Here is a 26,623-nt window from a genome sequence, read left to right on the forward strand (position 1 = left end):
TAGTATATGATAGAGATAAAAAATGTGGATTTTCAGTATAAGGGCTCGGAAGAAGCAGGGTTGCATGACGTTTCACTGAGTATTAAGGACGGCGAGACCATTCTGCTCTGCGGTGCTTCGGGCTGCGGAAAGACTACCATAACAAGGCTTATCAACGGGCTTATTCCGCATTACTACAAAGGGGAGCTGTCGGGCAGCGTTACTGTAAGCGACAGGGATATTGCCCAAACTGAGCTTTACGACCTTGCAAGCGTGGTTGGAACTGTGTTCCAGAATCCGAGAAGTCAGTTTTTTGCAGTCGATACTGACGGTGAGATAACCTTCGGTACGGAAAATATCGGACTGCCGCCTGCGGAAATATGCCGCAGAAAGGCTGAAGTTGTAAATGAACTTGAACTTGAAGCTCTGCTTGAAAAGAGTCTTTTTGCGCTCTCAGGCGGTGAAAAACAAAAGATAGCCTGCGCCAGTGTATCTGCATTGATGCCCGAAATCATCATACTTGACGAGCCGTCTTCTAATCTCGATTGGAAAGCAATCGGCGAGCTGAAAAATGTTATCCGCAAATGGAAGGAAAACGGAAAAACTATTATCATTTCTGAACACAGATTATGGTATCTGAAAGACCTTGTTGACCGCGTTGTTTTTCTTGAAAACGGAAAAATAGTACACGAATGGAATAAAAATGAATTCAGTTCACTGACATCAGAGGAGCTGCAGCAATACGGCTTGCGTCCCATAAAACTGGAAGAAAAGTACATACGCGAATTCGGCGGAGAGATGTTCTCTCCAGAAAGCAGAAGCTCCGACACAACCTTTGAAAAAGCGGTCACTATACGGGATATGTACTTTACCTATAAGCCGCAGAAATATGTGCTTTTCAGAAAGAAGCTCACTGCTGAGAGTTCCGATAAATACACCATTTCCATTCCCAAACTGCGTTTGCCGCAGGGCAGCGTTACAGGCCTTATCGGAAGAAACGGCGCGGGAAAATCAACATTTCTGCGCTGTCTATGCGGACTTGAAAAAAGCTGTCCCGTAAAACTTGACATTGATAATGAAAGCATCTCTGGCAAAGGCATACTGAAAAAGTGCTACATGGTCATGCAGGACGTAAATCACCAGCTTTTCACGGACAGCGTTGAAGCGGAAGTGCTGCTGTCAATGAAAAGCGAGGATAAGGAGTATGCGGACAAACTGATAGCTGAGCTTGGCTTGGCAGGCTTCGAAAATACTCACCCGATGGCATTGTCCGGCGGACAAAAACAGCGCACGGCTATTTGCTCAGCACTTGCCGCAAATGCTGAAATACTTCTTTTCGATGAACCTACCTCGGGACTTGACCACAGACACATGAAAATAGTCGGCGGTCTGCTGCGAAAGCTTGCAGAACGAGGAAAAACAGTGATTGTTTCTACTCACGATCCCGAACTTATTTCATTGTGCTGTCAGTACCTGATGTGCCTTGAAAATGGACGTATCAAGTATTTCCGTAAAGTATGATAAATGAAAACCCGCCTGAGTTTTGAAAACTCGGACGGGCTTTTCTATACTTCTGTCTGATTTCATTATTTGATACAGGTGGATCGTTGTCTATGGTCAGAAGTATCTTTATAAGAATCTAAATAAGAGTCACTTACAGTTTCAGGCTACGACGTCCCATTCTTACGCATCACCTCGTCTTTAACGCTTTCAGTAAATTTTTTCTCCTTTTAATTTCTCCAGCCCGTGCTGACTGCTCGTTTTGTCACCATAGAATGATAAATGCCGCCCTTTTGCATAAGGCTGTCATGACTGCCCGACTCACCTATCTTTCCGTCTTTGATGACCATGATGTTGTCTGCACCGACAATGGTATTGAGCCTGTGTGCGATTACAAGCAAAGTCTTGCCTTTGCAAAGCTCCGAGATAGCCTGCTGGATATAGCTCTCGTTGTCGGCGTCAACGCTTGCAGTCGCCTCGTCAAGAATGACAATCGGCGAGTCCTTGAGGATACACCTTGCGATAGAAAGGCGCTGTGCCTGACCGCCCGAAAGCGAAGCTCCTCCCTCACCGATGACGGTATCAAAACCGTCGGGCAGTTCCATAATGAAATCATAACACCGTGCCTTTTTCGCTGCTTCAATGATCTCCTCACGGCTTGCATCAGGTCTGCCGAGAGCGATATTGTTATAGACCGTATCCTGAAACAGATAAACCCTCTGGAAAACCATACTTATATTATCCATAAGCGTAGCAAGTGGTATATTGCGGATGTCTGTACCTCTCAGCAGTATCTCACCTGACTGTATATCCCAGAACCGTGCCAGCAGACTTGCAATTGTGGATTTTCCACCGCCGGACGGTCCGACCAGTGCGGTCATCGTACCCTTGTCAGCTTTGAAGGATACGTCTTTGAGGACATCCTTTTTATCGTAAGCAAAGGTCACATTTTTGTATTCGATCTCTGGTGCAATGCTGTCCGTCAGCGTTTGTGTACCGCTGTCATCAAGCTCATTCTCAGCAAACAGAGCCTCTATTCTGTCCATGCAGGCACTCATAACCGTCAGCCTCGCTTCCTGATCATAGAAGGTCTTGATTGGAACAAACAGATCGAAGAGAAACAGCAGCATACCGATGTAGTAATTCAGAGGCATAGCTCCTTTGAAATACAAGAATGACGAAAGTGCCAGCACCAACACAGTACCCGCAGCGTATATCATGTTCACTCCGCGCGCCCACGGAGCATGTTCCTCCTCAAATTCAAGGTTGACCTTGCAGTTGTGTTCAAAGCTGTCTGTCAGCTCCTTTGATTTTTCACCGAGCAGATTATAGGTCTTGATTATGCCGATGCCTTCAGTGAAATCCAGTACCGCTTCGGTCTGTGTCTCAGCGGCATCCTGTCTTTCCTTTGAGTGTGAAAGGTCGCTTTTTATCATTCCTCTGCCGAGCAGCATCATGCAGCATGTAACTGCAAGCGAGGCTGATCCCAATCGCCAGTCAAAGAAGAACATGAACACGATCATGATTATCTGCGAGAACAAATAGCTCATCATATCCGCAAGAACTGCCATACAGTTTTCCTCTATGAATACCATATCCGTTGACAGCACTGAGCTGATGCGTCCGATGTTGCCTTCGGTGAAAAATCCCATTGGCATACGGCGGAGATGCTCGCCCAGTTTCATACGCATATCCGCGAAAATCATATATCCCGCTGCACTCTGTAACCTGTCGGCGATATTCTGAAATAGTGCCTGTACTGCTACACTGCCCATAAGCGCAATAGCTGCATAAACACAGGCTTTCTTTGAAAGCTTGCCGTCAATGAAAGCAGATACGATCAGAAATGTTGCAATCGCAGGCACCTTCATCAGCATACCTTTAAAAAATGACAGAACCATTGCTCCGTATATCCTACCCTTGTATTTTCCTGAAACATCAAGGATTCGCTTTATCATACCTATCATGCTCTCACCTCATTTCCGATAATCCAGTTCGCTCTTGCTTCACTGCTGTTCCAGAGCTTTTCATACTCATCACAGCTCTGCAGAAGCTTTTCATGTGTGTCGGCGGCGATAATATTTCCGTTCTTCATCACGCATATTTTGTCAGCATTAACTATAGTTTGCAGGCGGTGTGCGATGACAAGAACTGTTTTGCCCTTGATGATCTCAGCAATAGCAGCATTCATTTTTTCCTCATTCTCCGGATCTATGAATGCCGTTGCTTCGTCGAGGACGATTACAGGAGCATTTTTCAGTATTGCTCTCGCAAGAGATATGCGCTGACGTTCGCCGCCGGAAAGCATTTTACCGCCGTCACCTGCCATTGTGTCGATACCTTTCGGCAGACGTCTGAGAAACTCGACGCATTGTGCTTTTTCTGCCGCTGACAATACTTCTTCACGGCTTGCTTCGGGATTACCTATGAGGATATTCTCATAGAGCGTTGTATTGAACAAAAACTGTTCCTGAGAAACATAGGAGATATTGTTATTCAGCGCTTCAATACTCATATCCGTGATGTCCTGACCGCCAAGTGTGATTGTTCCGCCGTTCAGGTCGTAATAATGCACCAGCAGCTTTGCAAGGGTAGATTTGCCGCTGCCTGATTCCCCCACCAGAGCAGTGAGCGTCCCCTCACCAAGTTCCAATGAAACACCGTGCAGAACTTCCTGTTCCTTATAGGCAAAGCGAACGTCATCAAATTGTACGATATGCGAACTGCCTGTAAACGAGTTGCCGTTAGAATGCAATGGTTCGTTATCCATAGCCTTTTCAATCTCATCAACTTTGTAATTAAGCTGCGGAAATTTGCCTGCAAAGTTCAGCGCTTTCAGCAGCGGCACACCTATAGACAGCGTCAGACAGAACACTAGCACCAGATCTGCCAGTGTAACCGAGCCGTTTATGATCATCAGCGTACCCACAGGCAGCATCACTAGTGCCACGCACGGTATGAGAGCACTGTAAAGTGCCATCCACGGCCAGCAATTTTTATACCACGCAAGGGTAAAATCCCTGTAGCTTTTGATATCGCTCTCGTAGCGCTTGTAGGATTCTCCGTCCCGACCGAAAACCTTGACGACTTCCATACCATTTACATACTCTATGATCGTTGAATTCATCTTTGCGGCGGCAGTATAGTAATCGTTCATTTTCGCCATACCGGCCTTGAACATCATACCCATTGCAAACAGGCCAAACGGCAGAGAACAAAGGGACAGCAGTGCAAGCTTCCAGTTGGCAAAGAACATGCAAACTATTGCGATAAGTGCCATAGATAGATTTGCTATTCCCTCCGGTATAGCGTGTGCAAGCAGTAGCTCGACCTGATCAATATCATCAGTAAAAAGCTTTTTTATCCTACCGTTTCCCATATCCTGAATCGTGCCAAGCGGCTGACGTTCCAGCTTTTTCTGCAATGAAATACGGAGATTTTTCAATGTATTGAATGCTGCAATATGTGAGAACTTAAGCCCCAGAATATATAAGATAGCATATACTAACATACATATAAAAATTAAAACGATATGACCTGTATAATACGCTGCTGATAGCTTTTTACCATCAAGCAACGGCTGAATGATACGATATATCAGAAAAAAAGGTACAGCTGATGCGATAAGTGCTATGAACATTGTCGCCAGTGCCGCATATGTATATTTGATATATCTGCCCATATAGGGCTTGATCTTACTGAACATTGTCTTTTCCTCCTTCTATAATTATAACGTCTCTCCAGTTGAAAAATCTGCACATTACGCGGCAGTGTTCCTGTATTTTCTTCCATGACATCTTATGGATAAAAGGTTCGCATACGCAGGTCCAGTATGAGGAAATGAGAACATGGAATTCTTCCCGTGTAACATCAGCCTTTGCGAGTCCGCGTTTTTTAGCTTCGTCATAGAATTTCTCGTAGGCGTAACTAAGCTTTGCCACAAATTCATGACTGAAATTTTCATATCTTGTTCCTGCCGCTTTATCAATAAGCAGGGTGAATGTGACTCTGTTGTCATAAAGCAGCTTGAACATCGGGATAAAATTCTCATACGTCATAGTCCAGGACGTAATTATATCTTCATTGCTGAGTGCAGAAAAATCGATATCCGATCTGCTGTCTACAAAAGCGTTAAGTTCATACACTATGCCGCTGACAACAGCACAGAAAAGTTCCTCTTTACTTTTGTATCGCTTATATAGCGCTCCTGTTGTGATATCTGCATTTTCACATATAGTTTTGAGCTCGGCCTTTATAAATCCATTTTTACTGAACTCTTCTTCCGCACTTGCAAGCAATCGCGGATCAATACTTGTATCAGGTGTTGACATTTCTTCGCTCCTTTGATATTTGAATTATCGATAATCCAATTATCATTTTATCATATACTAACATTTTTGTCAATAGTAAAGAATAAATACTCAGTCTCGTTATGTAACACCATAGATCAAATGACTTTATAATGAGCCTGCCCGACGGATATGATACGGTTATCGATGAGGGCAGTGCAAGCCTTTCGGCGGTGGAAACAGCGTATTTCCATTGCAAGAGCTATAATGAAGGACTCTCCTGTTATTATTCTCGGTAAAACAACTGAAGAAGACTATAATTATCAATTCGTTTTGTTATCCATAGCTAACATATATTGACAAAACTTTATCAATGTGGTATTATAACATTGATAAAAAAATAACAAAGAGGCGATTCAATAATGTTCAACGCATGGCAAAAGGAATGGGACGGATTTACAGAGGGGCGCTGGAGTCATACTTCTGTAAACGTCAGAGATTTCATCAAGAAGAATTACACTCCTTATGAGGGCGACGAAAGCTTCCTCGCACCCCCTACGGAAGCAACAAAAAAGCTTTGGGACAAGGTCATGGACTTATCCCGACAGGAGCGCGAAGCAGGCGGCGTTCTCGACATGGACACCAAGATCATATCAACAATAACTTCACACGGTGCTGGCTACATCGATAAGGATCTGGAGCAGATAGTAGGTCTCCAGACAGACAAGCCCTTCAAGCGCGCATTGCAGCCCTTCGGCGGTATCCGTATGGCTCAGCAGGCCTGCAAGGAGTACGGCTATGAGGTAGATCCCGAGGTAGTTGAGATCTTCACCAAGTACAGAAAAACTCACAATCAGGGCGTATTCGACGCATACACTCCCGAGATGAGACTTGCACGTCATTCGGCTATTCTGACAGGACTTCCCGACGCTTACGGCAGAGGCCGTATCATCGGCGACTACAGACGAGTTGCTCTCTACGGAATCGACCTCCTTATTGAGGACAAGAAGCACCAGATTGATACTTCTCTTGTGAGAATGACTTCAAAGAATATCCGTCTCCGCGAGGAGCTTGCAGAGCAGGTCCGCGCACTTCAGGACCTCAAGGAGCTTGGCAAGATATATGGCTTTGATATCTCAAGACCTGCGGCTAACGCAAAGGAAGCCGTTCAGTGGCTGTACTTTGGCTACCTTGCTGCTGTCAAGGAGCAGAACGGCGCAGCTATGTCTCTCGGACGTACTTCCACATTTCTCGATATATTCATTCAGCGTGACCTTGACAAGGGTATTCTCACCGAGGAACAGGCACAGGAGATAATCGACCACTTCATTATGAAGCTCCGTATCGTAAAGTTCGCACGTACTCCTGAGTACAACGAGCTTTTCTCAGGTGATCCCACATGGATAACAGAGTCTATCGGCGGCGTTGACGTTGACGGTCACCACCTCGTTACAAAGAACAGTTTCAGATACCTCCACACACTGGAGAACCTTGGCACAGCTCCCGAGCCGAATATGACTATTCTCTGGTCAACAAAGCTCCCGAGGAAGTTCAAGGAATACTGTGCTAAGATGTCGATAAAAACATCTTCTATCCAGTATGAGAACGACGACATGATGAGAGTAGTTCACGGCGACGACTATGCTATCGCCTGCTGCGTATCCTCAATGGTAGTGGGCAAGGAAATGCAGTTCTTCGGAGCAAGAGCAAACCTTGCAAAGTGTCTGCTCTACGCTATAAACGGCGGTGTGGACGAGCGCCTCGGCATACAGGTTGGTCCGAAGTTCAGACCTGTTGACAGTGAGTACCTTGACTTTGACGATGTATGGGAAAAGTACATAGATATGATGGAGTGGCTGGCAGGACTTTACGTCAACACTCTGAACGTTATACATTATATGCATGATAAATACAGCTACGAAAGACTTCAGATGGCACTCCACGACCGTGATGTAAAGCGTTACTTCGCAACAGGTATCGCAGGACTTTCGGTAGTTGCCGATTCACTCTCAGCAATAAAGTATGCTAAGGTTAAACCTATCCGCAGGGATATCGAAATAAAGGACAAGGCAGGCAACGTTACAAGCATTGCAAAGAACGTGGTAGTCGACTATGAGATAGAGGGAGACTTCCCGAAGTACGGCAACAATGACGACCGTGTCGATCAGATAGCGGTAACTGTAGTCCGCAAGTTCATGGACTGCATAAGAAAGCATCACACCTACCGTGACAGTGTGCCCACAATGTCAATTCTTACAATTACTTCAAACGTCGTATATGGCAAGAAAACAGGAAATACTCCCGACGGCAGAAAGCAGGGAGTTCCGCTGGCTCCGGGAGCTAACCCGATGCACGGCAGAGACACTCACGGCGCTGTAGCTTCGCTCTCGTCTGTAGCTAAACTGCCTTTCAGACACGCACAGGACGGTATCTCCAATACCTTCTCCATAGTTCCAAATGCTCTCGGTAAGGACATGGAGGTTTTCGCCGGAGATCTTGATCTGGACAAGCTCAAAAAACAAATCTGATACGGAGTATAAAAGGAGGAATTTTATGAATAATGAAAAACAGATAGACAACCTTATAGAGCTTCTTGACGGCTACGTTGAAAAAGGCGGACACCACCTCAACGTAAATGTTTTCACCCGTGAAACTCTCCTTGACGCTCAGGCTCACCCTGAGAAGTACCCACAGCTCACAGTAAGAGTTTCGGGCTATGCAGTAAACTTTGTAAAGCTCACCAAAGAGCAGCAGGACGACGTTATTTCCCGTACATTCCATTCACATCTGTGATAATAAAAATCAAAACGGAGGTAAATATGAATAAAAAGAATTATGAAATAGTTGACAGCACGGAAAAGCTTGAAAAAGCAATCGAAAAAGTAAGGCAGGCGCAAAAGCAGTTTGCGGCATTCACTCAGGAACAGGTAGATAAGATATTCCTTGCAGCTGCAACTGCGGCAAATAAAAGCAGGATACCCCTTGCAAAGCTTGCAGTGGAAGAAACAGGCATGGGCATTGTAGAGGACAAGGTCATCAAGAACCATTATGCGTCCGAGTATATCTATAACGCATACAGAAACGTAAAGACCTGCGGTATCATTGAGGAGGACAAGGCTTCGGGAATAACTAAGATTGCCGAACCTATCGGCGTTATCGCGGCTGTTATCCCCACTACGAACCCAACTTCTACAGCTATTTTCAAGTCCCTCATCGCGCTGAAAACAAGAAACGGAATAATTATCAGCCCTCACCCGAGAGCAAAAAAGTCCACTATCGAGGCGGCAAAAATCGTTCTTGAAGCAGCCGTTGCGGCAGGAGCTCCCGAGGGAATAATCTCATGGATCGACGTTCCCAGCCTTGAAATGACCAATCTTGTTATGGCGGAGGCTGATATTATCCTCGCAACAGGCGGTCCCGGAATGGTAAAGGCTGCTTATTCCAGCGGTAAGCCTGCTGTGGGCGTAGGCGCAGGAAACACTCCTGCTATCATCGACGAATCCGCGGATATCATACTTGCGGTAAACTCAATTATCCACTCAAAAACTTTCGATAACGGCATGATATGTGCCTCAGAGCAGTCGACTATCGTGCACAAGAATATCTATAACAAGGTCAAGGCTGAATTTGCCGCAAGGGGCTGCTATTTCCTTACAAAAGCCGAAAAAGAAAAAGTCGGTAAGACTATCCTTATAAACGGAGCTCTCAACGCTAAGATAGTCGGACAGAGCGCCTGCAAAATAGCAGAGCTTGCAGGGGTTAAAGTTCCAGAGGGCACAAAAATACTCATCGGTGAAACGGTCAGCACAGAGCTTTCCGAGGAATTCGCTCACGAGAAGCTCTCCCCTGTCCTTGCAATGTACAAGGCGGAGGATATACACGACGCATTCAATAAAGCCGAAAAGCTCATTGCCGACGGCGGTTACGGTCACACCTCATCAATTTATCTTGACACTATCACACAGCAGGACAAGCTCGAAGAATTCCGCAGCCGAATGAAGACCTGCCGTATACTTGTAAACACTCCATCATCCCAAGGGGGTATAGGCGACATCTACAACTTCCGGCTTACTCCGTCCCTTACCCTCGGCTGCGGCTCATGGGGAGGAAATTCCGTAAGCGAAAACGTCGGAGTAAAGCATCTGCTCAACATCAAAACAGTTGCCGAAAGGAGAGAAAATATGCTTTGGTTCAGAGCTCCCGAAAAGATATACATGAAGCGCGGCTGCCTGCCGACAGCACTTGACGAGCTGAAAACCATTATGGACAAGAAGCGTGCATTCATCGTAACGGATAAGTTCCTCTACGAAAACGGCTTCACAAAGCCCATAACGGACAAGCTTGACGAGCTGGGCATACAGCACTCTTCATTCTTTGATGTAGCTCCCGATCCGACTCTCGCCTGCGCTAAGGAAGGTGCAGCGCAGATATCCGTATTCAAGCCCGATGTTATCATCGCAGTGGGCGGCGGTTCTGCTATGGACGCCGCAAAGATAATGTGGGTTCTCTATGAACACCCCGAGGCTGATTTTGCGGACATGGCAATGCGCTTCATGGATATACGCAAGAGAGTTTACACCTTCCCGAAAATGGGCGAAAAGGCATATTTTGTGGCTATCCCCACATCTGCGGGAACAGGCTCCGAGGTAACCCCTTTCGCAGTTATCACCGACGAGAGCACAGGGGTAAAATACCCCCTTGCTGATTATGAGCTCCTGCCGAATATGGCAATAATCGACACCGACCTCCACATGAGCGCTCCTAAGGGACTTACCTCTGCTTCGGGCATAGACGCGGTAACTCACGCTCTCGAAGCATACGCCTCTGTAATGGCGACAGACTTCACAGACGGTCTGGCACTAAAGGCTCTGAAAATAATATTCGAGTATCTCCCCCGTGCCTACGACAACGGTCCCAACGATCCCGAAGCAAGAGAAAAAATGGCTAACGCCGCAACAATGGCTGGTATGGCTTTTGCAAACGCATTCCTCGGCGTAAGCCACTCCCTTGCCCATAAGCTGGGAGCTTATCACCATATCCCCCACGGTATCGCAAACGCCCTCGTTATCGAAGATGTACTGCGCTTCAACGCGGCGGAAACTCCTGCAAAAATGGGTACGTTCCCTCAGTATGACCACCCTCATACTCTTGAACGCTATGCAGAAGTCGCGGACTATCTGGGACTTGGCGGAAAGACTTCAAAGGACAAGCTTGAAAAGCTTATTGCCGCTATAAGAGAGCTCCGCCATAAGATAGGCATAAAGGATACTATCGCAGATTACGGCGTTTCCGAAAAGGATTTCATGGCTACTCTCGACGAAATGACAGAAAACGCATTCGATGACCAGTGCACAGGTGCAAACCCCCGTTATCCGCTTCTCAGCGAGATAAAGCAGATATACCTCAACGCTTATTACGGCAGAACATTCACCGAAAAAGAGTATCCAAAGGCTTGAAAGGAGACAATGCTATGAAACTTGATAATTGTATCTCAGAAAGAATAAACAAGAAAATATTCCGCGACGGAAACAAGTGCATAAAGCTGTTTGACGAGGTATTTTCAAAGTCCGACGTTCTCAATGAAGCTCTCAACCATGCAAGAGTTGAGGAAACGGGACTGAATGTACCAGAGCTTTTCGAGGTAACACGCATTGACGGAAAGTGGGCTATAGTTTCTCAGTTTATCGAGGGCGAAAGGCTATCAGACCTTATTGCGGCAAATCCGAAAAAGTATGATGAATATATGGAAATGTTCGTGGATATACAGCTTGATATCCAGTCAAGAAGCTGTCCGCTTTTAAGTCGTCTGAAAGACAAAATGAACCGCAAGATAGACCTTACCGACCTTGACGAGACCACAAAATACGACCTCCACACCCGTCTTGACGGTATGAAGAAGCACAACAAGCTCTGTCACGGCGACTATACTCCCTCAAATATAATCATAACTCCCGATAACAAGCCATATATCCTCGACTGGGCTCATGCTACTCAGGGCAATGCTTCGGCAGACGCAGCAAGAACGTATCTCACTTTCTGCCTTGAGGGAAATATCGCAGGCGCAGACAAGTACCTTGATATTTTCTGCAAGAAGAGTGCAACTGCAAAGAAATATGTTCAATCTTGGATGCCCATAGTTGCAGCTTCGCAATCTGTGAAGAAAAAAGACAAGGAAAAAGACATTCTCCTTTCGTGGGTGAATGTGGTCGATTATGAGTAAAAACGCCGGGAAATATGTTGTTCTTATTTTGAATGCAGTGCTTTCGGGCATTATGATAAGCGTCGGCGGTGCGGTGTATCTGCTGTGCGAAAATAAGATAATCGGCAGCTTTCTTTTCAGCTTCGGACTTTTCACTATAGTTCAGAGAGGATTTGCTCTGTATACGGGAAAAGTCGGGTATATCCCCGAAAACTCTCCCGTTTATATCATCGAAGTCATCGTCACGCTTATCGGAAATGCCATAGGTACTGCATTTGCAGCAGTTATGTTACAGCAGACGAGGTTCTCGCAGACGCTTTGCGAAAAAGCCGAGCTGTGCATGACCGCAAAGACAGGCGATACTATCGTCAGTCAGCTTATCCTCGGAGCATTCTGCGGAATGCTCATGTATCTTGCAGTAGACAATGCTAAAGAATGCAGAAAAAGAAATGCTGATATATCATTGGTTTTAGGAATTTCCATACCTGTGATGATATTCATAATCTGCGGCTTCAATCATTCAATCGCAGATACATTTTATATGTTTATGGCAGGAACTTTTCCAATTGATATGCCGTATATACTGACAGTCGCGGCAGGCAATGCCATAGGAGGCATGATGATGCCCCTCGTAAAAAAGATAACCTCATCTTGATACTTCCGTATATACAAAACAAGGCAGGGATTTTTATTCCCTGCCTTGTTTGTTTCTGTGTAATTATTCTTCCTTACGTCGTATTTTCATACTGCTTTTTAAGCAAATTATTCCAAGTCCGAGCATTGCCATTGCAATGGTCATTATGATGATATGCGTAAGGGAATTATCGCCTGTCTGAGGCAGGTCAACAGCTTCATTCGCTGAATTTACGCCCTTTCCCGTCTTGGGATCGACAGTGTATTTTTCAAGTGCCTTACCTGTGCTGTCATAGATGGTTATCTCGCGGTTTCCGTCGCTGCTGTGCTTTATTGTAATATCTGTACCGCCTACATTATTCTTGCGGAGGTAATCTTTCAATGCCCAGTTGCCAAGCACCTCGTCAGAGGCAATATTGCTCTTTTCGTCATCTGTCTTTGTTTCGCTGCTGTTTTCAGCTGTGAATACAGGCGACTTCTCACCCTTGCTCCAGCTGTTGAGGTCTGTTCCGTCCTTTGTATAAAACAGCAGATGTGAAAGACCTTCCTTGTTATTGGACATCATATCATCAAGATATGCGCTTACTTCTTTAAGAATATTCGGCATATTTGCTTTATTTGCATTCAGAGCAGCTGCAAACTCATCAGAAGCCATTTCTGCGGCAGTTTTTGAAGCTGTTTTCAGTTCTCCGCCGACAACGGTACCCGAAGCTGCCTTTTTATCGAGCTCCTTGCCTGCTGTCTTATAAACTGCGCTTCCATTGTAATAGCACTCGTAATCAAGTGAAATACCGGCGTTTCTTCCGTTTATACCGCCAACATCAATAGTTGTGATGAGAGATTCAACATTTCCGTATGTAAAACAGTTTATATTTGTACCACCTGACATACCTGTAAGTCCGCCGACTATTGCCTTGTTGTTGCTTTCTGCATTGGCAGAAATATTGCCGAGAGTAAAGCAGTTCACCTGTGCGGAGCGGTTCGTCATTCCTGCCAGACCGCCTGCATATACGGTCGAAGTTCCTGTAGCAGCGTTTATCTCAACATTTGTGCAGCAGTCTGTGATAGTGCCGCGGAGAGTACTGCCGACAAGTCCGCCTATTCTTGCAAAGGATTCTCTTGTTTTAGCATTGATGCTGCCTTCAACGGAGCAGTTGTCAATGACAAAGCCGTTCTGAGCCCATGCAATGAGTCCGCCCACATTTGCTTCATAGCGTGAATCAACATTTATGGAGATATCCCTGAGCTTGATATTTCTGATAGTAACAAGCTTTTCATCAGCTTCGGGAGTGAGGTTCGTATCATGCTCACCTGCTGCCAGACCAAATAATCCTGAAAGGTATATATCCGCAGGAGCGTCCTTGCTGCCTATTGTAAGACCTGTAATAGTATGATTTCTGCCGTCAAAGTTTCCTCTGAACGGATATACGGAAACATTTTCCTTCTGTCCGTTTATCTCTGCCTGAATAGCATGACCGATAGGGAGCCAGTCGCCGCCTGTAAGGTTGATATCGCTGTCAAGTGCGAACCATATGCCCTTCCAGTCAACGTCGTCATTCATAGCCTCGGCAATGTAACGGAGCTGTGCTTCTGTTTTAATAAGATATGGTTCTTCCTCTGTGCCCTTGCCGCCTGCGAATTTTGAAGTATCGGCAGGAGTGTATGTTGTCGTGTCATTATATGTTGACTTGTCCTTTGCGGTTTTAAGTGCCTCATCGTAAGCTTCACCATTAGCCGAACCGTCGGAGGAAACTGTCTTTTTCACCTCTCCGTTCTCAACTGTAATAGTAACAACCACCTTTTTATCCTTGTCACGTCCGTACCATGTACCGTCGTTGAGCTTCGGCTCCTCTTTTTTCACTATCTCAGCTTCGGGCTGTACATATGTCGCTTCTTCATAATCGTCTGCAAATGTTACCTCGTTATCATATTTCCATGCTTTAAGTGAATTATTCGTGATTCCGAACTGCGTAAGCTCAGCAGGGAACGCCTTGAAATTAGCATTCAGCTTCTCAGCAAGCTTGCTGTAATCCTTTGAGGTATAAGCCTCGTTTTTGTATACAACTCCGCCTGTGTAAGCCATACCCTCGTCGCTTACACCCGATGAAACTCTTGTACCAACATTAGCAACGGGATCAACTGTTTTACCACCTATCTTCATTGAAGCTTCGCCGTTGTAATAGCAGTCGTATGTATGGCCGATACCTGTTATCCAGCCTGAAACAGCTCCTGTATATATTGAATAATCATTTGTTTCGTGCTGACCTGCGCCGTAGCAGTTCACCAGATATCCTGCATTTACAGCAACAAGTGAGCTGATAACAGCCATACCTTCATCCTCACGGTTTCCGCTGCCGTAAACATTTCCGAGAGAGTAGCTGTTTGCAACAAGACCTCTGTTCACCAGTGCGGCAAGACCGCCTGTTTCACCGAATGAGCCGCCCTTGGTCACTGTGCAGTAAGCGTCAACATCAGTCATGCAGTTGATGATAGCACCTTTGTAAACGTATGAAGCGATTCCGCCGACAAAGTTATTGCCCTTATCAGAGGTCAGGGTAATTTTGCCCTTGACTGAGCAGCTGTCGATCACCGCTCCCTTGCAGCCTTCGCCCTCGGAGTTCATAACTGCTGCGATACCGCCTGCATATGCGCTTGAATTATAGGAAATATTGATAAGCACATCTGTAAGCTTCACATTCTTTACAACTGCATTCGTACCAAGAACGCTGAAAAATCCGATATAATTCTTGCCGTCCTCAAGCTTTTTAGCAGTATCGGCGCTGCCAACTGTCATACCCTTTACAGTATGTCCCTTTCCGTCGAAGCTGCCGTTGAAAACATAGTCGCTGTCGCCGATAGGAGTCCACTCCTTGTCGGATACGTCAATATCGCTCATAAGCTCGATGAACACACCTGAATAGTCGATATGCTCGGAGAGCGACAAAGCAAATGCGCGAAGCTGGTCTGCTGTTTTCAGCATATATGGCTCCTCAGCAGTACCCTTTCCCGATTCAAATATGGAAGTATCAATAACATCATTTATGAAAACTTCATCTGAAAGAGTTATCTTTCCCTCGTCGGAGAGCTTCCAGAGCTTGAACTCCGTATCGCCAAGAGTCTTAGCGATATCATAGAAATTATCGTTGAGCTTCTTTACGAATTCGGCGCTGTTTATCTCTTTGACCTTTTCAGCGGTAAACGTACCCTCTGCATTCATAGAGCCTGCACCGTGAGATACAGCTTCAACTGCTGATGCAGAACCTGTCTCGTTTACATAATTCAGCTTAGCGCTTTCTGCGTAATAATCATATTTTCCCGAAGCCGCAGGCATAAGGGCTCCGTTGATGATACCTGCGCAGTTTGCGGCGTCTGCCTGTGCTATAGTTCCGACAGTGACATTTCCTGCCGAGAAGCAGTTATACTGCGCCGAGGTCATCATGCCTGCAACACCGCCTGCATAAAGGAAAAGTCCGCTTGCTGTAAGGACCTTTACAGCGCCTGTGTCAGCGCAGTTTACGATATATGTGTCGTTGCCTGCCATGGAAACGATACCTGCGCCGTATGCAATTTTAGTGCCTGACGATGACTCAACGCCTGCTTCTGATATGCAGTTTGAAATAGTTGCATTTCCTGCCGCTCTGCCAACTACACCGCCTGTCATTACCATAGCTTCGTTTGTCTTGGCAGATACAGAACCGCTGACACTACAGCTGTCAACTACTGCGTGACCGTCCGTCTTTGAAACAGCCCTGCTTGTGATATCACCTGTGATTCCGCCTGCCCTGACCACCTTTGCTCCGGAAACACTGATATCAACGTTTTCGAGCTTTATTCCCGAGACCTTCGCTGTGCTGAGAAGCGTTGAGAACAAGCCCACATTGGTTTCTTCAGAATAGGGAGCTTTTTCAGTTGTTTTGATATTGAGTCCTTTAATGACATGACCTCTGCCGTTGAAATTGCCTGCAAATATCTTATCCAGATTCTTGCCTGCCGCGCCCTCAGCTCCTATAGGATTCCAGTTTTCGATTTCCGACAGGTCGATATCCGCGTCAAGCACGATATACTTGCCCATATAGTTTTCTCCCTCGTCAACGCTCTTTGCAAAAGCAGAAAGCTGAGCAGCCGTCTTTATCACAAAGGGATCATTTGCACTGCCTATACCGTCCTCAAAGCACTCGGGAGCATTGCTTTTTGCAAGAGCATTATTTACAGCATTTATTATACCTTCGCTGCTGTATGTTGCTCCACTTACAGCGTCAATGCCTGACGTGCCGTTTGCAGCTATGATATCAGGGATTATCACCTTTGCTCTCTCCCAGTATGAAGGAGTATCCTTTTGGTCTGTAACGTCTATGGCGGATATAGAACCGTCCTTGATAGTTACCGAAACTGTGATATCTCCGTTGAAGCCGCCTGCCGTACCCGTATACGTTCCGTCTTTATAGGCGGAAGCTCCGCTGACAGCGGCAAAATGAACGGAATTCGTCATCAGCGCCGCAGACAATACAGCGCATAAAAGACGTTTGTTGCGTAGTCTGTGTTTCTTCATTTTTATGACCTCACTTTATTATGTATTGATAATAATTTAACAGCTGGATATAAAAAATAAGCCGTTAGTAATTACTAACACAATTAGTATAGCACTCTTTATTGCATATGTCAACAGTTTTTTACGTTTTCTATATTGCAGATAATACAAATGCCAATAACAAATTATGATAAATAACCTAGAATTGAATGTAAAAAACAGTCGCTCATAATACAGAGCGGCTGTTTTTTATATGGAGAGTTTTTGACCAGATTGCGGTATTTAAACAAGATAAAGCGGTGTAACGCTTTTATATTCCTTTCCCATATAACTGAAATTATCAATGAATACCTGAACAGAAAACGATCTTTTCATATTGTCCTCGTTTACAATATCTTCAGCGTTACCGAAAATATTTGTGCCGTCCCTGTTAAGGATGAGTGCTTTATCTGATATTTTCAAGGCGTGTTCGGGATAATGAGTGTTAACAATTGCAGATATACTTCTTTTTTCTGATAACTTTCTTATAGTTTCCAGTATTATCAACTGATTTTTGAAGTCAAGATTTGACTCAGGTTCATCAAGAACAAGCATAGAAGGATCTATGGTAAGAGCTCTTGCAATAAGTACCATCTGCAGCTCACCGCCGCTCATTTCAGTGCAGAGTTTGTCTGCAAGATAGGTTATTCCCATATCCTCCATTGCACGTTCAGCTGCATCGCGGTCCTCAGCTTTGGGTTGTGAGAACGTACCGAGGTGAGCACTCCTTCCAAGCGTTACCATGTCTATTGCGGAATATCCGAAAGCAGAGCCCTTCGCCTGCGGAACATAAGCTATTTTCTGCCAGAAATCACGGCTTTTAATATTTTTTATGTCTGTGCCGTCTATGAGTGATTTTCCGCTTTCCCATTTTAAAAGTCCCATCATGCATTTCAGCAGAGTAGTCTTTCCGACACCGTTTGAACCAAGTACGGATAAAACTTCACCATCCCTGACTTCAAAATTGATATTCCTGAGTATTTTTGTATTTTTATAGCCGAAGCAGCCGTTTTTTACCTCGAATTTCATGTCCAGGAACCTCCTGTTTTTCTAAGAAGTATTATAAATACGGGAGCACCGATTATTGCGGTAAGTATGGATATAGGTATCTCTGCGGAAGTCGCACTTCTTGCAAAGGTGTCCATAACTATCATCAGAAATGCTCCTGCACCTGCGCTTATCGGTATGACGGAGCGGTTGTTGTTTCCTCCTATCATTCGTGCTATATGAGGAACAAGAAGCCCCATCCAGCCAACCTGTCCGCACATTGATACGCATGAGGCAGTTATCATAGAAGCCGCCGCAATAAATACGATACGCATTATCTGCACGTTCATACCAAGAGAGCTTGCTTCATCATCGTTCAGTGAAAGTATATTAAGTCTCCAGCGAAGTGCATAGATCACAATTGTCCCCACAAGGATGAAAGGTACTCCCATTATGAGATTATTGTATGTTGCTCTTGACATACTTCCCATGAGCCAGTAAGTTATTACAGGCAGCTCTTCTTCAGGATCCGCGATGTATTTCAGCAGCGAGACAAGTGCTTCAAATACTGCTGATATGACCATACCTGCAAGAACTATCATAACGATACTGTTCTTGCCGTTGCGTCGGCTGAGAGAATAGGTTATGAAGCATGACAGAAGTCCGAATGCAAGAGCCGAAAGCTGTACGCTTATAAGTCCTCCGCCTATAAGAAGCGCCAGAACTGCACCGAATGAAGCTCCGCTTGCTACTCCGAGAGTATCGGGAGTTGCCAGCGGATTGGAAAAAAGCCCCTGAAAGGCAGCACCTGCACAGGAAAGTCCTGCACCTACAACTGCCGCAAGTATTATACGCGGCAGTCTTACGCTGAAAATTACGGTATATCCCGTTTTGTCAACTGTTTTGCCTGTAAATCCCGAAAAAAGTATATCGACCGTTTCTTTTACGCTCAGGGAATAGCGTCCTATTCCGAGGCATACTATGGCTGCGATAACAGGAAGTATTATCAGTATGACTGCCGCCAGAAATGACGGCAGCCGCTTTTTTTCACTTGTCATATTACGATTTCTTGCCCGAAGCTGCCCGTGCAGGGTGATATATTTTCTGTATCTCCTCATCTGTAAGCTCTACGCCATAGTGCTCACTATAGAAGCTCCTCAGCTCATTGTCCATGTCCATATCAGCAAAAAGCTCAGGCTGTATGGTCTTGGCAAGCCATTTCAGCACAAGAGGAGTATCAGACGCAGGCGGGAACCAGCGGTACATACCAAGAGGGTACTTGTAGACCTTACCTTCCTTTACAGCCTTGACATTGCTCCAGTCATTGCCCTCGACAGTGTTATTTATGAGATCTTCAGGCAGATGTGAGCTGAAATTCGTGATGAGTATGATATCGGGATCCCATTCGTATATCTGTTCCATATTTACTTCCGCACTGCCTTTGAGCGCAGCAGCAACATTGTTTCCGCCTGCTGTTTCTATCCAGTACTTAGCAAAGAAATCAGAGCCGCCTGCCTTTATTACTCCGTCATCGTAGCTGAACAGTATCAGCACGTCCGGACGCTCGTCTGTGGGTATCTTATCTGTTACAGCCTTTATCTCCTCGGCTGTTTTCCTTCCGTCGGCAATTATCTCGTTTGCAGTCTCGCTCTCGCCGTATATCTCACCGAAAAGTTTGATCCATGCAGCATAGGTCTCAACGCAGTCGTAGTCTGCGATAGTTGTGGAAAAGCCCACTGCAGGAATACCTGCATTGTCATACATAGCGCGTTCCTCTGTGTTAGCGGCAGAATAAAACACTACATCGGGCTTCATCGAGAGAAGCTGTTCTACATTTACCTCGCCGTTCTCAACAAAGCTTGTATCAGCGTTTGCGAGCTCAGGGAATACGTTTATAAGGTATGAATTCTTTGCAGCAGCCATAGAACTTGGATGAATACCGATTATATCCTCAGCTGATCCTCTGAACAGACAGTATACTGACGGCAGTGGAAGTATGGAGGAAATAACGATTCGATGCATCTCTTTCGGCAGAGTAACCTCGACGCCTGTATGGTCGATGATAGTTCTTGTTTCATCACTTTCGGTATCTGTTTTTTCGTCTTTCACAGCTTCGTTGTAAGTTGCGTCGGTGACATTTACAGTTGTTGCTTCCTGCTTGCCGTCACTGTTTTCTGATCCGTTGCCAGCTGTGCTTCCGCAGCCTGTAAAGCATGACAGCATCAGCATTGCCGACAGCGTACTTGTCAGTATCTTTTTTAAACTCATATTTTTAGTCCTTTCGTTTCCCTGTCACAGACAGGATATTATGTTTTTTATATCATCACTGAGATAATCAGGTACCTCATCCCAGTGAAGCTTGCTTGATACGGCAGGGTGCGGAAGACCGATAAATCTGACATTTTCGTTCTTTATCAGTTTTTTCACCATAGGATCAGCAATAATGACAGAGTATCTGCCGCTGTTTACTTCTCTTCTGACCTCACTCTCGTCGGGGAGCTCCTTATCATAGGGGAGAGCCAGTTCTTTTTCTAGCCCGAACATACTGCCAACGGTTACGGATATATCTATGCTTTGATGTATCATGTCACGAAGCGAATTTGCAAATATCTGTTCGTGTATGATGAGTATACCGCCATCGGAATACGGACAACCGACAGAAACATATTCCCTGTTGAGCTTCTTTTCAAAGCCGTCAGCGCCTTTTATGGGAACTCCGCAGATATATGGTATTCCGTACAGCTTATGAAGAAGTTTTGCGGCGGCAAGACCCGAACGCGATACCACTATGCTCAGGTCGGCATCAGAACAGTCTTCGACCTGTTCAACTGTAAGTCCGACGGCAAAGCGGGATACTATTTCATATCCCAGCGATACGATGTGTTCGCATATCATTTCACAGTTTCCTTTGCTGCCAAAGTCTATTGGAAGAAGTCCGAGTATGTTCACTCTTTTCCCCAAAGTGCACTCCTTGCTGCGTTCCTTTGTAAAGCGCTTTATCAGTGCTGTGAATACATCGGAGGCACCTCTGTCATAGAAGCGCTGTCCCGTAGTGTTGAAGCCGAATGACGGTATTCCTGTGGAGTATTCTGTTTCGGCTGCCATGCCTTTCAGGTCGGTGCCTATCACCATTGGTACAGGACTTCCGAGATATGCAATGACAGTAGGGGAAAGGTCCTTTGCAGCGGCTATCGTCTTATTTATATACTTATCGTCATTGCCCATGACAGCGTCCATACGGCGAAGTCCCGAGCAGAACACAGCCGAGCGTGAGCCCAGCCAGCGCGGTTCGTCGTAGCTTGTGTAATTGCCTGTACAGCCTGAAGCGTCATGCATTACAACAATTCCGCCGAGGTCGAACAACGCGGAAGCAGCTCCCGAATAATCAGGTGCAAGAGGGGGAAGATCGATACAAAGTCTGCTCATATTATAAGTCCTGCCTCCTTTATCATTTCCTGTACATCTGCTTTTTCCGTGTATGCTTCAACAAGCATATCCATGAGGCGGACTATGCCGTCGTAGCCGAAAAGGCCTTCGTCTTCCATGATATTCACGACCTTGTCAGAACCTGTCATATAGCCGCAGTCAAATCCTATGCAAAGGTACTGCCTGCCCTCAAACGGAAAAGTAACAGCTTCGTGGCAGAGCGGATCCTCCACAAGTATATCAGGGTATTTTTTTGAAAGAAGCTCAAAAGCTCCTTTTTCATGTGCCGGTATCCCGTCAGAAGCTATCATGCCAATATTGAAGCCGTATTCCGAAAGGGTAAGCGCAAGAGAAAAGGGCTTTATTACAGCCTGAAAGTCCACTGCTATGGGATAATCTCCTATCAAAGAACGAGCCTGTTCCAGCTTTTCTTCGGCTTTTATACGGTATTCCTTTGAAGGCGTAACAATATCCTCTCCTATAAATTCCGACAGGTCTTCGTAAAACCGCTCTATCACTTCGGGAGTGTGGTTTACGTAGGCTGTCATGTACGGTATGCCAAGCTCTTTTTCCATTTGCTGCGCCGCTTTGAGCGCTATGGGAGCTATCACGATATTAAGCCTTGCTTCCGACATGGTCTGAAAGCTCTTAAAGTCCTTGTGGTCGGAAATGTGAGAGACGCTCCATCCCTTTGAATGAAGAAGCTTTTTCAGCTCGCACTCCTCGCTGAATGAAACATTGCTGCCGAGAATATTGATCTGACTGCGCTTGACATTGCTTTTTTCAAGAAGTCCGTACATATTCATCTCAATAGTAACGCCCGGCGGATAGGGAGTATCAAGGGATATCGGGTTCATGGTGCAGTGCCTGAACTTAACGTCTGGATACTTACTGTCAAGCTCTGCGAGTATGGCTTCATGGTCTGTGCCGAGAAGATCGTCAAGGCACGATGTAAATATAAACAGAACCTTTGGTACTTTCGAAAGAGCTTCAAAAAGTTCTCCTACACTGTTGATTATAAGCTGCTCGAAATCGCCCGAAACTATATCTGCTTCGTTAATAAAAAGATAGGAGATACGGTCCTTTATACCGTTCTGAGCGCCTCCGAGCGCTCCATGTCTGCCGCAGGCAAAGGGACATACAAAAAGCTGGTGGCTTTCAGGGACAAGTGCGGCTATCCTTACAACTCCCCAACCGCCGTGCGCAGGAGAAACATAATGAAGACTCGGCGCAGAAGGACAGTTAAAGTTTATTTTACTGCATTTGCTCATTGTTCGTCCTCCGTAAGTTTGATTATCCGACTTGCAAGTTCCCTGTAGCATGACGCCATTTCTGAATGCGGAAGGGCTTCAATGACTGTTTTGCCCTGATTTTCAGCTTCCTGTACCGCGCTGTCACGCGGTATCACCGATACTATATCCCCGCCTATCTCGTCAAGTGCTTTTTGAACTATCTCAACTTCATCAGGAACATTTCTCGAATTCAGTATAACTCCCGAATAGCTTGCATAGCCGCGCTTGCCGAAATTTCTCACAGCAGAAGCAATATTTGAAGCCGCATACAACGACATCATCTCCCCTGAAGTGACGATAAAAACATTTTTTGCATAGCCGTCACGTATAGGCATTGCGAAACCACCGCAGACTACATCTCCGAGAACATCATAGAGAATTATATCAGGCTTGCATATATCATAAGCACCAAGTTCTTCAAGCTTTTCAAGAGCCGTTATTATACCGCGTCCTGCACAGCCGATACCGGGAGTCGGACCACCTGCCTCAACACACCATACTCCGCTTGGACTGCGGAAAAGAACATCCTCGGCGGTGATATTGTTCTCACCTTTTTCACGAATAGCGTCGAGTACAGAGCTTATCCTTTTTCCGTCGGTGAGGTTTTTGGTGGAATCTGCTTTCGGATCGCACCCTATCTGCAAAACGCTATATCCGAGAGCAGAAAAAGCTGCGGACAGGTTTGAAGTCGTTGTAGACTTTCCTATACCGCCTTTTCCATATATTGCTATTTTTCTCATTTAACACCCTTCTTGTTATATATTGCTAACTAAATATCAAAAATATAAGTTTGCTGTTAAAGCAAACTTAGTAAGCATATACTAACATTAAAAACCTGATTTGTCAATAAAAAGTCATTTATTATCTTAAATCTTTGTATGCAGAACCAGTTTAATCATTTTCATTCGAAAAATTATATTCAAATTGCTTATGACAAATGGATAAAACTATGTCCAACTCGTATGTGCCTGTTTTGAATCTGATTTTTTTGATATATATCTTTTTTTCATCGTAATCTGCCCCTTTTATCAGATTAGATTAAGTATCCCGATTAGTCCGAACATAGAAAGTCCTAAGCTCGGCATGATGATTCCGGGGAGATCTTGAAATTTTATCGGATCAATTTTTCGGCAGGTCACGCCAAATATCAGGAATACAATTGGATTCAGCAGTACACATATCTTTGGTACATCAAGTGCGCCGTTCAGAATAGCGATTATCACAAGAACTGTCGGTACTAACAGTGAAATATAGCCTGTGAAGAATGTAGGTGTTATCTGTTTATAGAGCTTTTCAAGAATATCATCGGCGATTTGCAGATTACCGTGTATCATTGCACCTTTGTAAATAAGCGCCTGCAGGCAAACAAAAGCATGAATAAAAATACCTGCCATTGCTCCGAAATATCCGAAACCGATTGTCATATAACCGAGCAGCGAATGTGTTTCAGCTATCTGCATACCGATAGAATAAAAACCAAGCCCTACTAACGCATCACCTATCATAGCAAGAGCGATTGAAAGTCCAAATCTCCAATCTGCCATTTTGATCCAGTTGCTGTCAATATTCTTTGAAGTTCCAAGCTTTTCATTTCCTTTACCTTTCAAATCAAAGAGAATATCTCCCGTGCAACAAAGCAGACCGCCAATCAGACCTAATATTGAAAAACCCAAATACATAGCATACTCCTTTACTTTCTTTTAAATGGTATGCATCTGTTTACGCATTTGCAGTATTCTTTGTACTCCTGCCCGTAAAGCTCATGCAGCCATTTTTCTTCCGTTACTTTCAGCACAACGGTCATAATGCCACAATTAATAACGATCACGGGAATCAGAAATATATTATGCCACATCAGGCTGATACCTGTAATCAACATCCACCAGCCGCTGTACATTGGATTTCTTACCCACGCATATATTCCGTCTGTTTTCAGATGATTTTCTTTTATATTATCGTCCATTCCAGACCGTACAGCACCAATAAACCAGACGATCAGACCTGCGATAATAAGTGCAATTCCAATGGCTATCAACATCGCCGCAGGAAATCCACTGACGGTTCCAAGATGTAAAACATAACTGAATACAGCAATCGCAATGGCAGCAACAACTGCCATTCCGACTACAAGAAACGGTCCGATACCAAAAATCGGTAAATGCTCTTTATTCTTCATTTTTCTCTCCTATCCAAGTGCAACATCCAATATCATCATCAGAGTAAAGCCGACAGAAAACAGGATAACACCGATGTTTGAATGCTCTCCTTCAGACATTTCGGGAATCAGTTCCTCTACCACCACATATATCATTGCTCCTGCGGCAAAGCTCAGCAGATACGGCATTATAGGCAGTAATTGACTTGCAAATAGTATCGTGAGGAGTGCGCCGACCGGTTCAACTGCTCCTGATAATACACCGCCCGCAAACGCCTTCCATTTGCTTTTTCCCTCCACATGAAGCGGCATTGAAATGATAGCTCCTTCAGGAAAATTCTGTATTGCAATTCCGAGAGCCAGAGCGAGCGCTCCGCCTGCGGTCATATCAGCAGAGCCTGATATAAAGCCTGCATATACGATACCAACAGCCATACCTTCGGGGATATTATGTAGCGTAACTGCAAGCACCATCATTGTTGTACGTGCCAGCTTTGACGGCAATCCCTCCGCTTTTTCTTCATTCATGTGCAGATGTGGTATCAGACTATCAAGCAGCAAAAGGAAAAGAATGCCGCACCAAAATCCGACAACCGCAGGAAGAAAAGCGAGTTTTCCCATATTCTCTGACATATTCATTGCCGGAATTATAAGACTCCATATCGAAGCGGCTGTCATCACGCCTGCTGCAAATCCTGTCAACGCCCGCTGAACACATCTGCTTAGGTTGTGCTTCATGAAAAGCACACAGCCTGCGCCAAGTGCGGTGCCGAGAAAAGGAATCAGAAGTCCAGATAATATTTCTGTTTTCATTTTCTGCCCACAAGCAACGACGAGCCGCTCAGTCCAAGAACTTTTGCTTCTCCCTTTGACATGAACATACCGTTTGTAGTGTCAATCAGCTCAACGACTTCATAGCCCTCGTTATACAGTTCACTGATAAACTGCTGCATATCGCCGTAACGAGCCTTTGACATAATGTCATGTATTGCAAATGTGCCGCCTTTTTTCAGCACACGCATAGTTTCACGGAGAAGCTCCTGTTTATTTACTCCTGTGATATTATGGTAAACATAATTGCTCGTAACTGCGTCAAAATATTCATCAGGATAATCAAGCTTGCAGGCGTCACCCTGATGAAATTCCGTATTCTGAACACCCTCAGAATCAGAATTATCCTCGCAAAGCTGCTGACTGAACGACGCATACTCCATGCCCCAGCGGTCTATGCCGACCATTCTGCCCTGAGGATTTCGCTTTGCACAAGCAATGGTCAGCGCACCGCTTCCGCAGCCAACGTCAAGTCCGATACCGCCTTCGGGCAGCGTAATATATTTCGCAGTACCCTCGACAATCGCTTTGGATAGCTGTCGGTTGCCGTTATATGAGAATTTACAGTGTGCATAAATGCTCCATGCTGTCATCGCACCGCAGGCAAGTGTGCCTGCGCCTGCCGTTCCGACAAGAGCCATTTTCAGCTTTGGACTCATCTTAGCACACATAAGCGCTGCTGTTCCTGCGCCGAGAATAGCCGTTCCTGCAGTCAATGCAGTTATCATTCCGTTTGGCACCCAGTTCTTATAATTTGCACTCATG

The 26,623-nt window shown here is 45.2% G+C and carries 20 protein-coding genes; 6 read left to right on the forward strand and 14 right to left on the reverse strand.

All coding sequences use genetic code 11. From position 1 onward, the window contains the following. Window positions 1–6 precede the first annotated feature (6 nt). A complete protein-coding gene (locus T497_RS16155; RefSeq protein WP_037324620.1) occupies window positions 7–1,500 on the forward strand; it encodes an ABC transporter ATP-binding protein in 1,494 nt (497 codons plus the stop codon). 209 nt (window positions 1,501–1,709) lie between these two features. Here T497_RS16155 and T497_RS0107300 read toward each other — a convergent pair whose 3' ends face one another. The 3 genes from T497_RS0107300 to T497_RS0107310 are packed head-to-tail and all read right to left on the reverse strand — an operon-like array spanning window position 1,710 to window position 5,810. Continuing rightward, complete coding sequence (locus tag T497_RS0107300; RefSeq protein WP_028515053.1) at window positions 1,710–3,446, reverse strand: ABC transporter ATP-binding protein; 1,737 nt, start codon at window positions 3,444–3,446, stop codon at window positions 1,710–1,712. Continuing rightward, window positions 3,443–5,185: an ABC transporter ATP-binding protein gene (locus T497_RS0107305; RefSeq protein ID WP_028515054.1), complete on the reverse strand. Its 1,743-nt coding sequence runs from the start codon at window positions 5,183–5,185 to the stop codon at window positions 3,443–3,445. The genes T497_RS0107300 and T497_RS0107305 overlap by 4 nt, the downstream gene beginning before the upstream one ends. After that, the gene (locus T497_RS0107310; RefSeq protein WP_028515055.1) at window positions 5,175–5,810 is read right to left on the reverse strand and encodes a TetR/AcrR family transcriptional regulator; all 636 of its coding nucleotides are present in this window, start codon (window positions 5,808–5,810) and stop codon (window positions 5,175–5,177) included. Before T497_RS0107310 ends, T497_RS0107305 begins: the two co-directional genes overlap by 11 nt. A 380-nt stretch (window positions 5,811–6,190) precedes the next feature. Between T497_RS0107310 and pflB the strand changes: the two genes are divergently transcribed. From pflB to T497_RS0107335, 5 genes are read left to right on the forward strand one after another with little or no spacing between them, the layout of a single operon-like run. After that, on the forward strand, window positions 6,191–8,296 hold the full coding sequence (gene pflB / locus T497_RS0107315; protein WP_028515056.1) for a formate C-acetyltransferase: 2,106 nt from the start codon (window positions 6,191–6,193) through the stop codon (window positions 8,294–8,296). Between the two features lie 25 nt (window positions 8,297–8,321). Next, window positions 8,322–8,561, forward strand: coding sequence for an autonomous glycyl radical cofactor GrcA3 (gene grcA3, locus T497_RS18915; protein WP_028515057.1), 240 nt, complete (start codon window positions 8,322–8,324; stop codon window positions 8,559–8,561). A 26-nt stretch (window positions 8,562–8,587) separates the two neighbouring features. Continuing rightward, window positions 8,588–11,224: a bifunctional acetaldehyde-CoA/alcohol dehydrogenase gene (gene adhE, locus T497_RS16160; RefSeq protein ID WP_037324621.1), complete on the forward strand. Its 2,637-nt coding sequence runs from the start codon at window positions 8,588–8,590 to the stop codon at window positions 11,222–11,224. A 14-nt stretch (window positions 11,225–11,238) separates the two neighbouring features. Beyond that, complete coding sequence (locus tag T497_RS0107330; protein WP_028515058.1) at window positions 11,239–11,988, forward strand: phosphotransferase; 750 nt, start codon at window positions 11,239–11,241, stop codon at window positions 11,986–11,988. Next, the gene (locus T497_RS0107335; RefSeq protein ID WP_037324622.1) at window positions 11,981–12,622 is read left to right on the forward strand and encodes a formate/nitrite transporter family protein; all 642 of its coding nucleotides are present in this window, start codon (window positions 11,981–11,983) and stop codon (window positions 12,620–12,622) included. Before T497_RS0107330 ends, T497_RS0107335 begins: the two co-directional genes overlap by 8 nt. A 63-nt stretch (window positions 12,623–12,685) precedes the next feature. Here T497_RS0107335 and T497_RS0107340 read toward each other — a convergent pair whose 3' ends face one another. The 11 genes from T497_RS0107340 to T497_RS0107390 all read right to left on the reverse strand — a co-directional run bounded on the left by T497_RS0107340 (window position 12,686) and on the right by T497_RS0107390 (window position 26,622). After that, window positions 12,686–17,149 carry an FMN-binding protein gene (locus T497_RS0107340; RefSeq protein ID WP_028515059.1) on the reverse strand — a complete coding sequence of 1,488 codons (4,464 nt, stop codon included), beginning with the start codon at window positions 17,147–17,149 and terminating at the stop codon, window positions 12,686–12,688. Window positions 17,150–17,410: 261 nt separating this feature from the next. Beyond that, the gene (locus tag T497_RS0107345) at window positions 17,411–18,196 is read right to left on the reverse strand and encodes an ABC transporter ATP-binding protein (protein ID WP_028515060.1); all 786 of its coding nucleotides are present in this window, start codon (window positions 18,194–18,196) and stop codon (window positions 17,411–17,413) included. Then, entirely contained in the window at window positions 18,193–19,212 is a 1,020-nt protein-coding gene (locus T497_RS0107350; RefSeq protein WP_028515061.1) for a FecCD family ABC transporter permease, read from the reverse strand. The genes T497_RS0107345 and T497_RS0107350 overlap by 4 nt, the downstream gene beginning before the upstream one ends. A 1-nt stretch (window position 19,213) precedes the next feature. Further along, on the reverse strand, window positions 19,214–20,422 hold the full coding sequence (locus T497_RS0107355; RefSeq protein ID WP_028515062.1) for an ABC transporter substrate-binding protein: 1,209 nt from the start codon (window positions 20,420–20,422) through the stop codon (window positions 19,214–19,216). A gap of 24 nt (window positions 20,423–20,446) precedes the next feature. Then, the gene (locus T497_RS0107360) at window positions 20,447–21,580 is read right to left on the reverse strand and encodes a nitrogenase component 1 (RefSeq protein ID WP_028515063.1); all 1,134 of its coding nucleotides are present in this window, start codon (window positions 21,578–21,580) and stop codon (window positions 20,447–20,449) included. Continuing rightward, window positions 21,577–22,851, reverse strand: coding sequence for a nitrogenase component 1 (locus T497_RS0107365; RefSeq protein WP_051530569.1), 1,275 nt, complete (start codon window positions 22,849–22,851; stop codon window positions 21,577–21,579). Before T497_RS0107365 ends, T497_RS0107360 begins: the two co-directional genes overlap by 4 nt. Continuing rightward, window positions 22,848–23,612: an AAA family ATPase gene (locus T497_RS0107370; protein ID WP_028515065.1), complete on the reverse strand. Its 765-nt coding sequence runs from the start codon at window positions 23,610–23,612 to the stop codon at window positions 22,848–22,850. Before T497_RS0107370 ends, T497_RS0107365 begins: the two co-directional genes overlap by 4 nt. Window positions 23,613–23,900: 288 nt before the next feature. Next, window positions 23,901–24,551, reverse strand: coding sequence for a DUF6796 family protein (locus T497_RS0107375; RefSeq protein ID WP_028515066.1), 651 nt, complete (start codon window positions 24,549–24,551; stop codon window positions 23,901–23,903). Window positions 24,552–24,562: 11 nt separating this feature from the next. After that, the gene (locus tag T497_RS0107380; RefSeq protein WP_028515067.1) at window positions 24,563–25,048 is read right to left on the reverse strand and encodes a methyltransferase family protein; all 486 of its coding nucleotides are present in this window, start codon (window positions 25,046–25,048) and stop codon (window positions 24,563–24,565) included. A gap of 9 nt (window positions 25,049–25,057) precedes the next feature. After that, window positions 25,058–25,840, reverse strand: a complete 783-nt coding sequence (locus T497_RS0107385; protein WP_028515068.1) for a ZIP family metal transporter — start codon at window positions 25,838–25,840, stop codon at window positions 25,058–25,060. Next, window positions 25,837–26,622, reverse strand: coding sequence for a class I SAM-dependent methyltransferase (locus tag T497_RS0107390; protein WP_028515069.1), 786 nt, complete (start codon window positions 26,620–26,622; stop codon window positions 25,837–25,839). The genes T497_RS0107385 and T497_RS0107390 overlap by 4 nt, the downstream gene beginning before the upstream one ends. Window position 26,623 lies beyond the last annotated feature (1 nt).

Source organism: Ruminococcus flavefaciens MA2007 (assembly GCF_000621845.1).
Lineage (GTDB): Bacteria > Bacillota > Clostridia > Oscillospirales > Ruminococcaceae > Ruminococcus > Ruminococcus flavefaciens_E.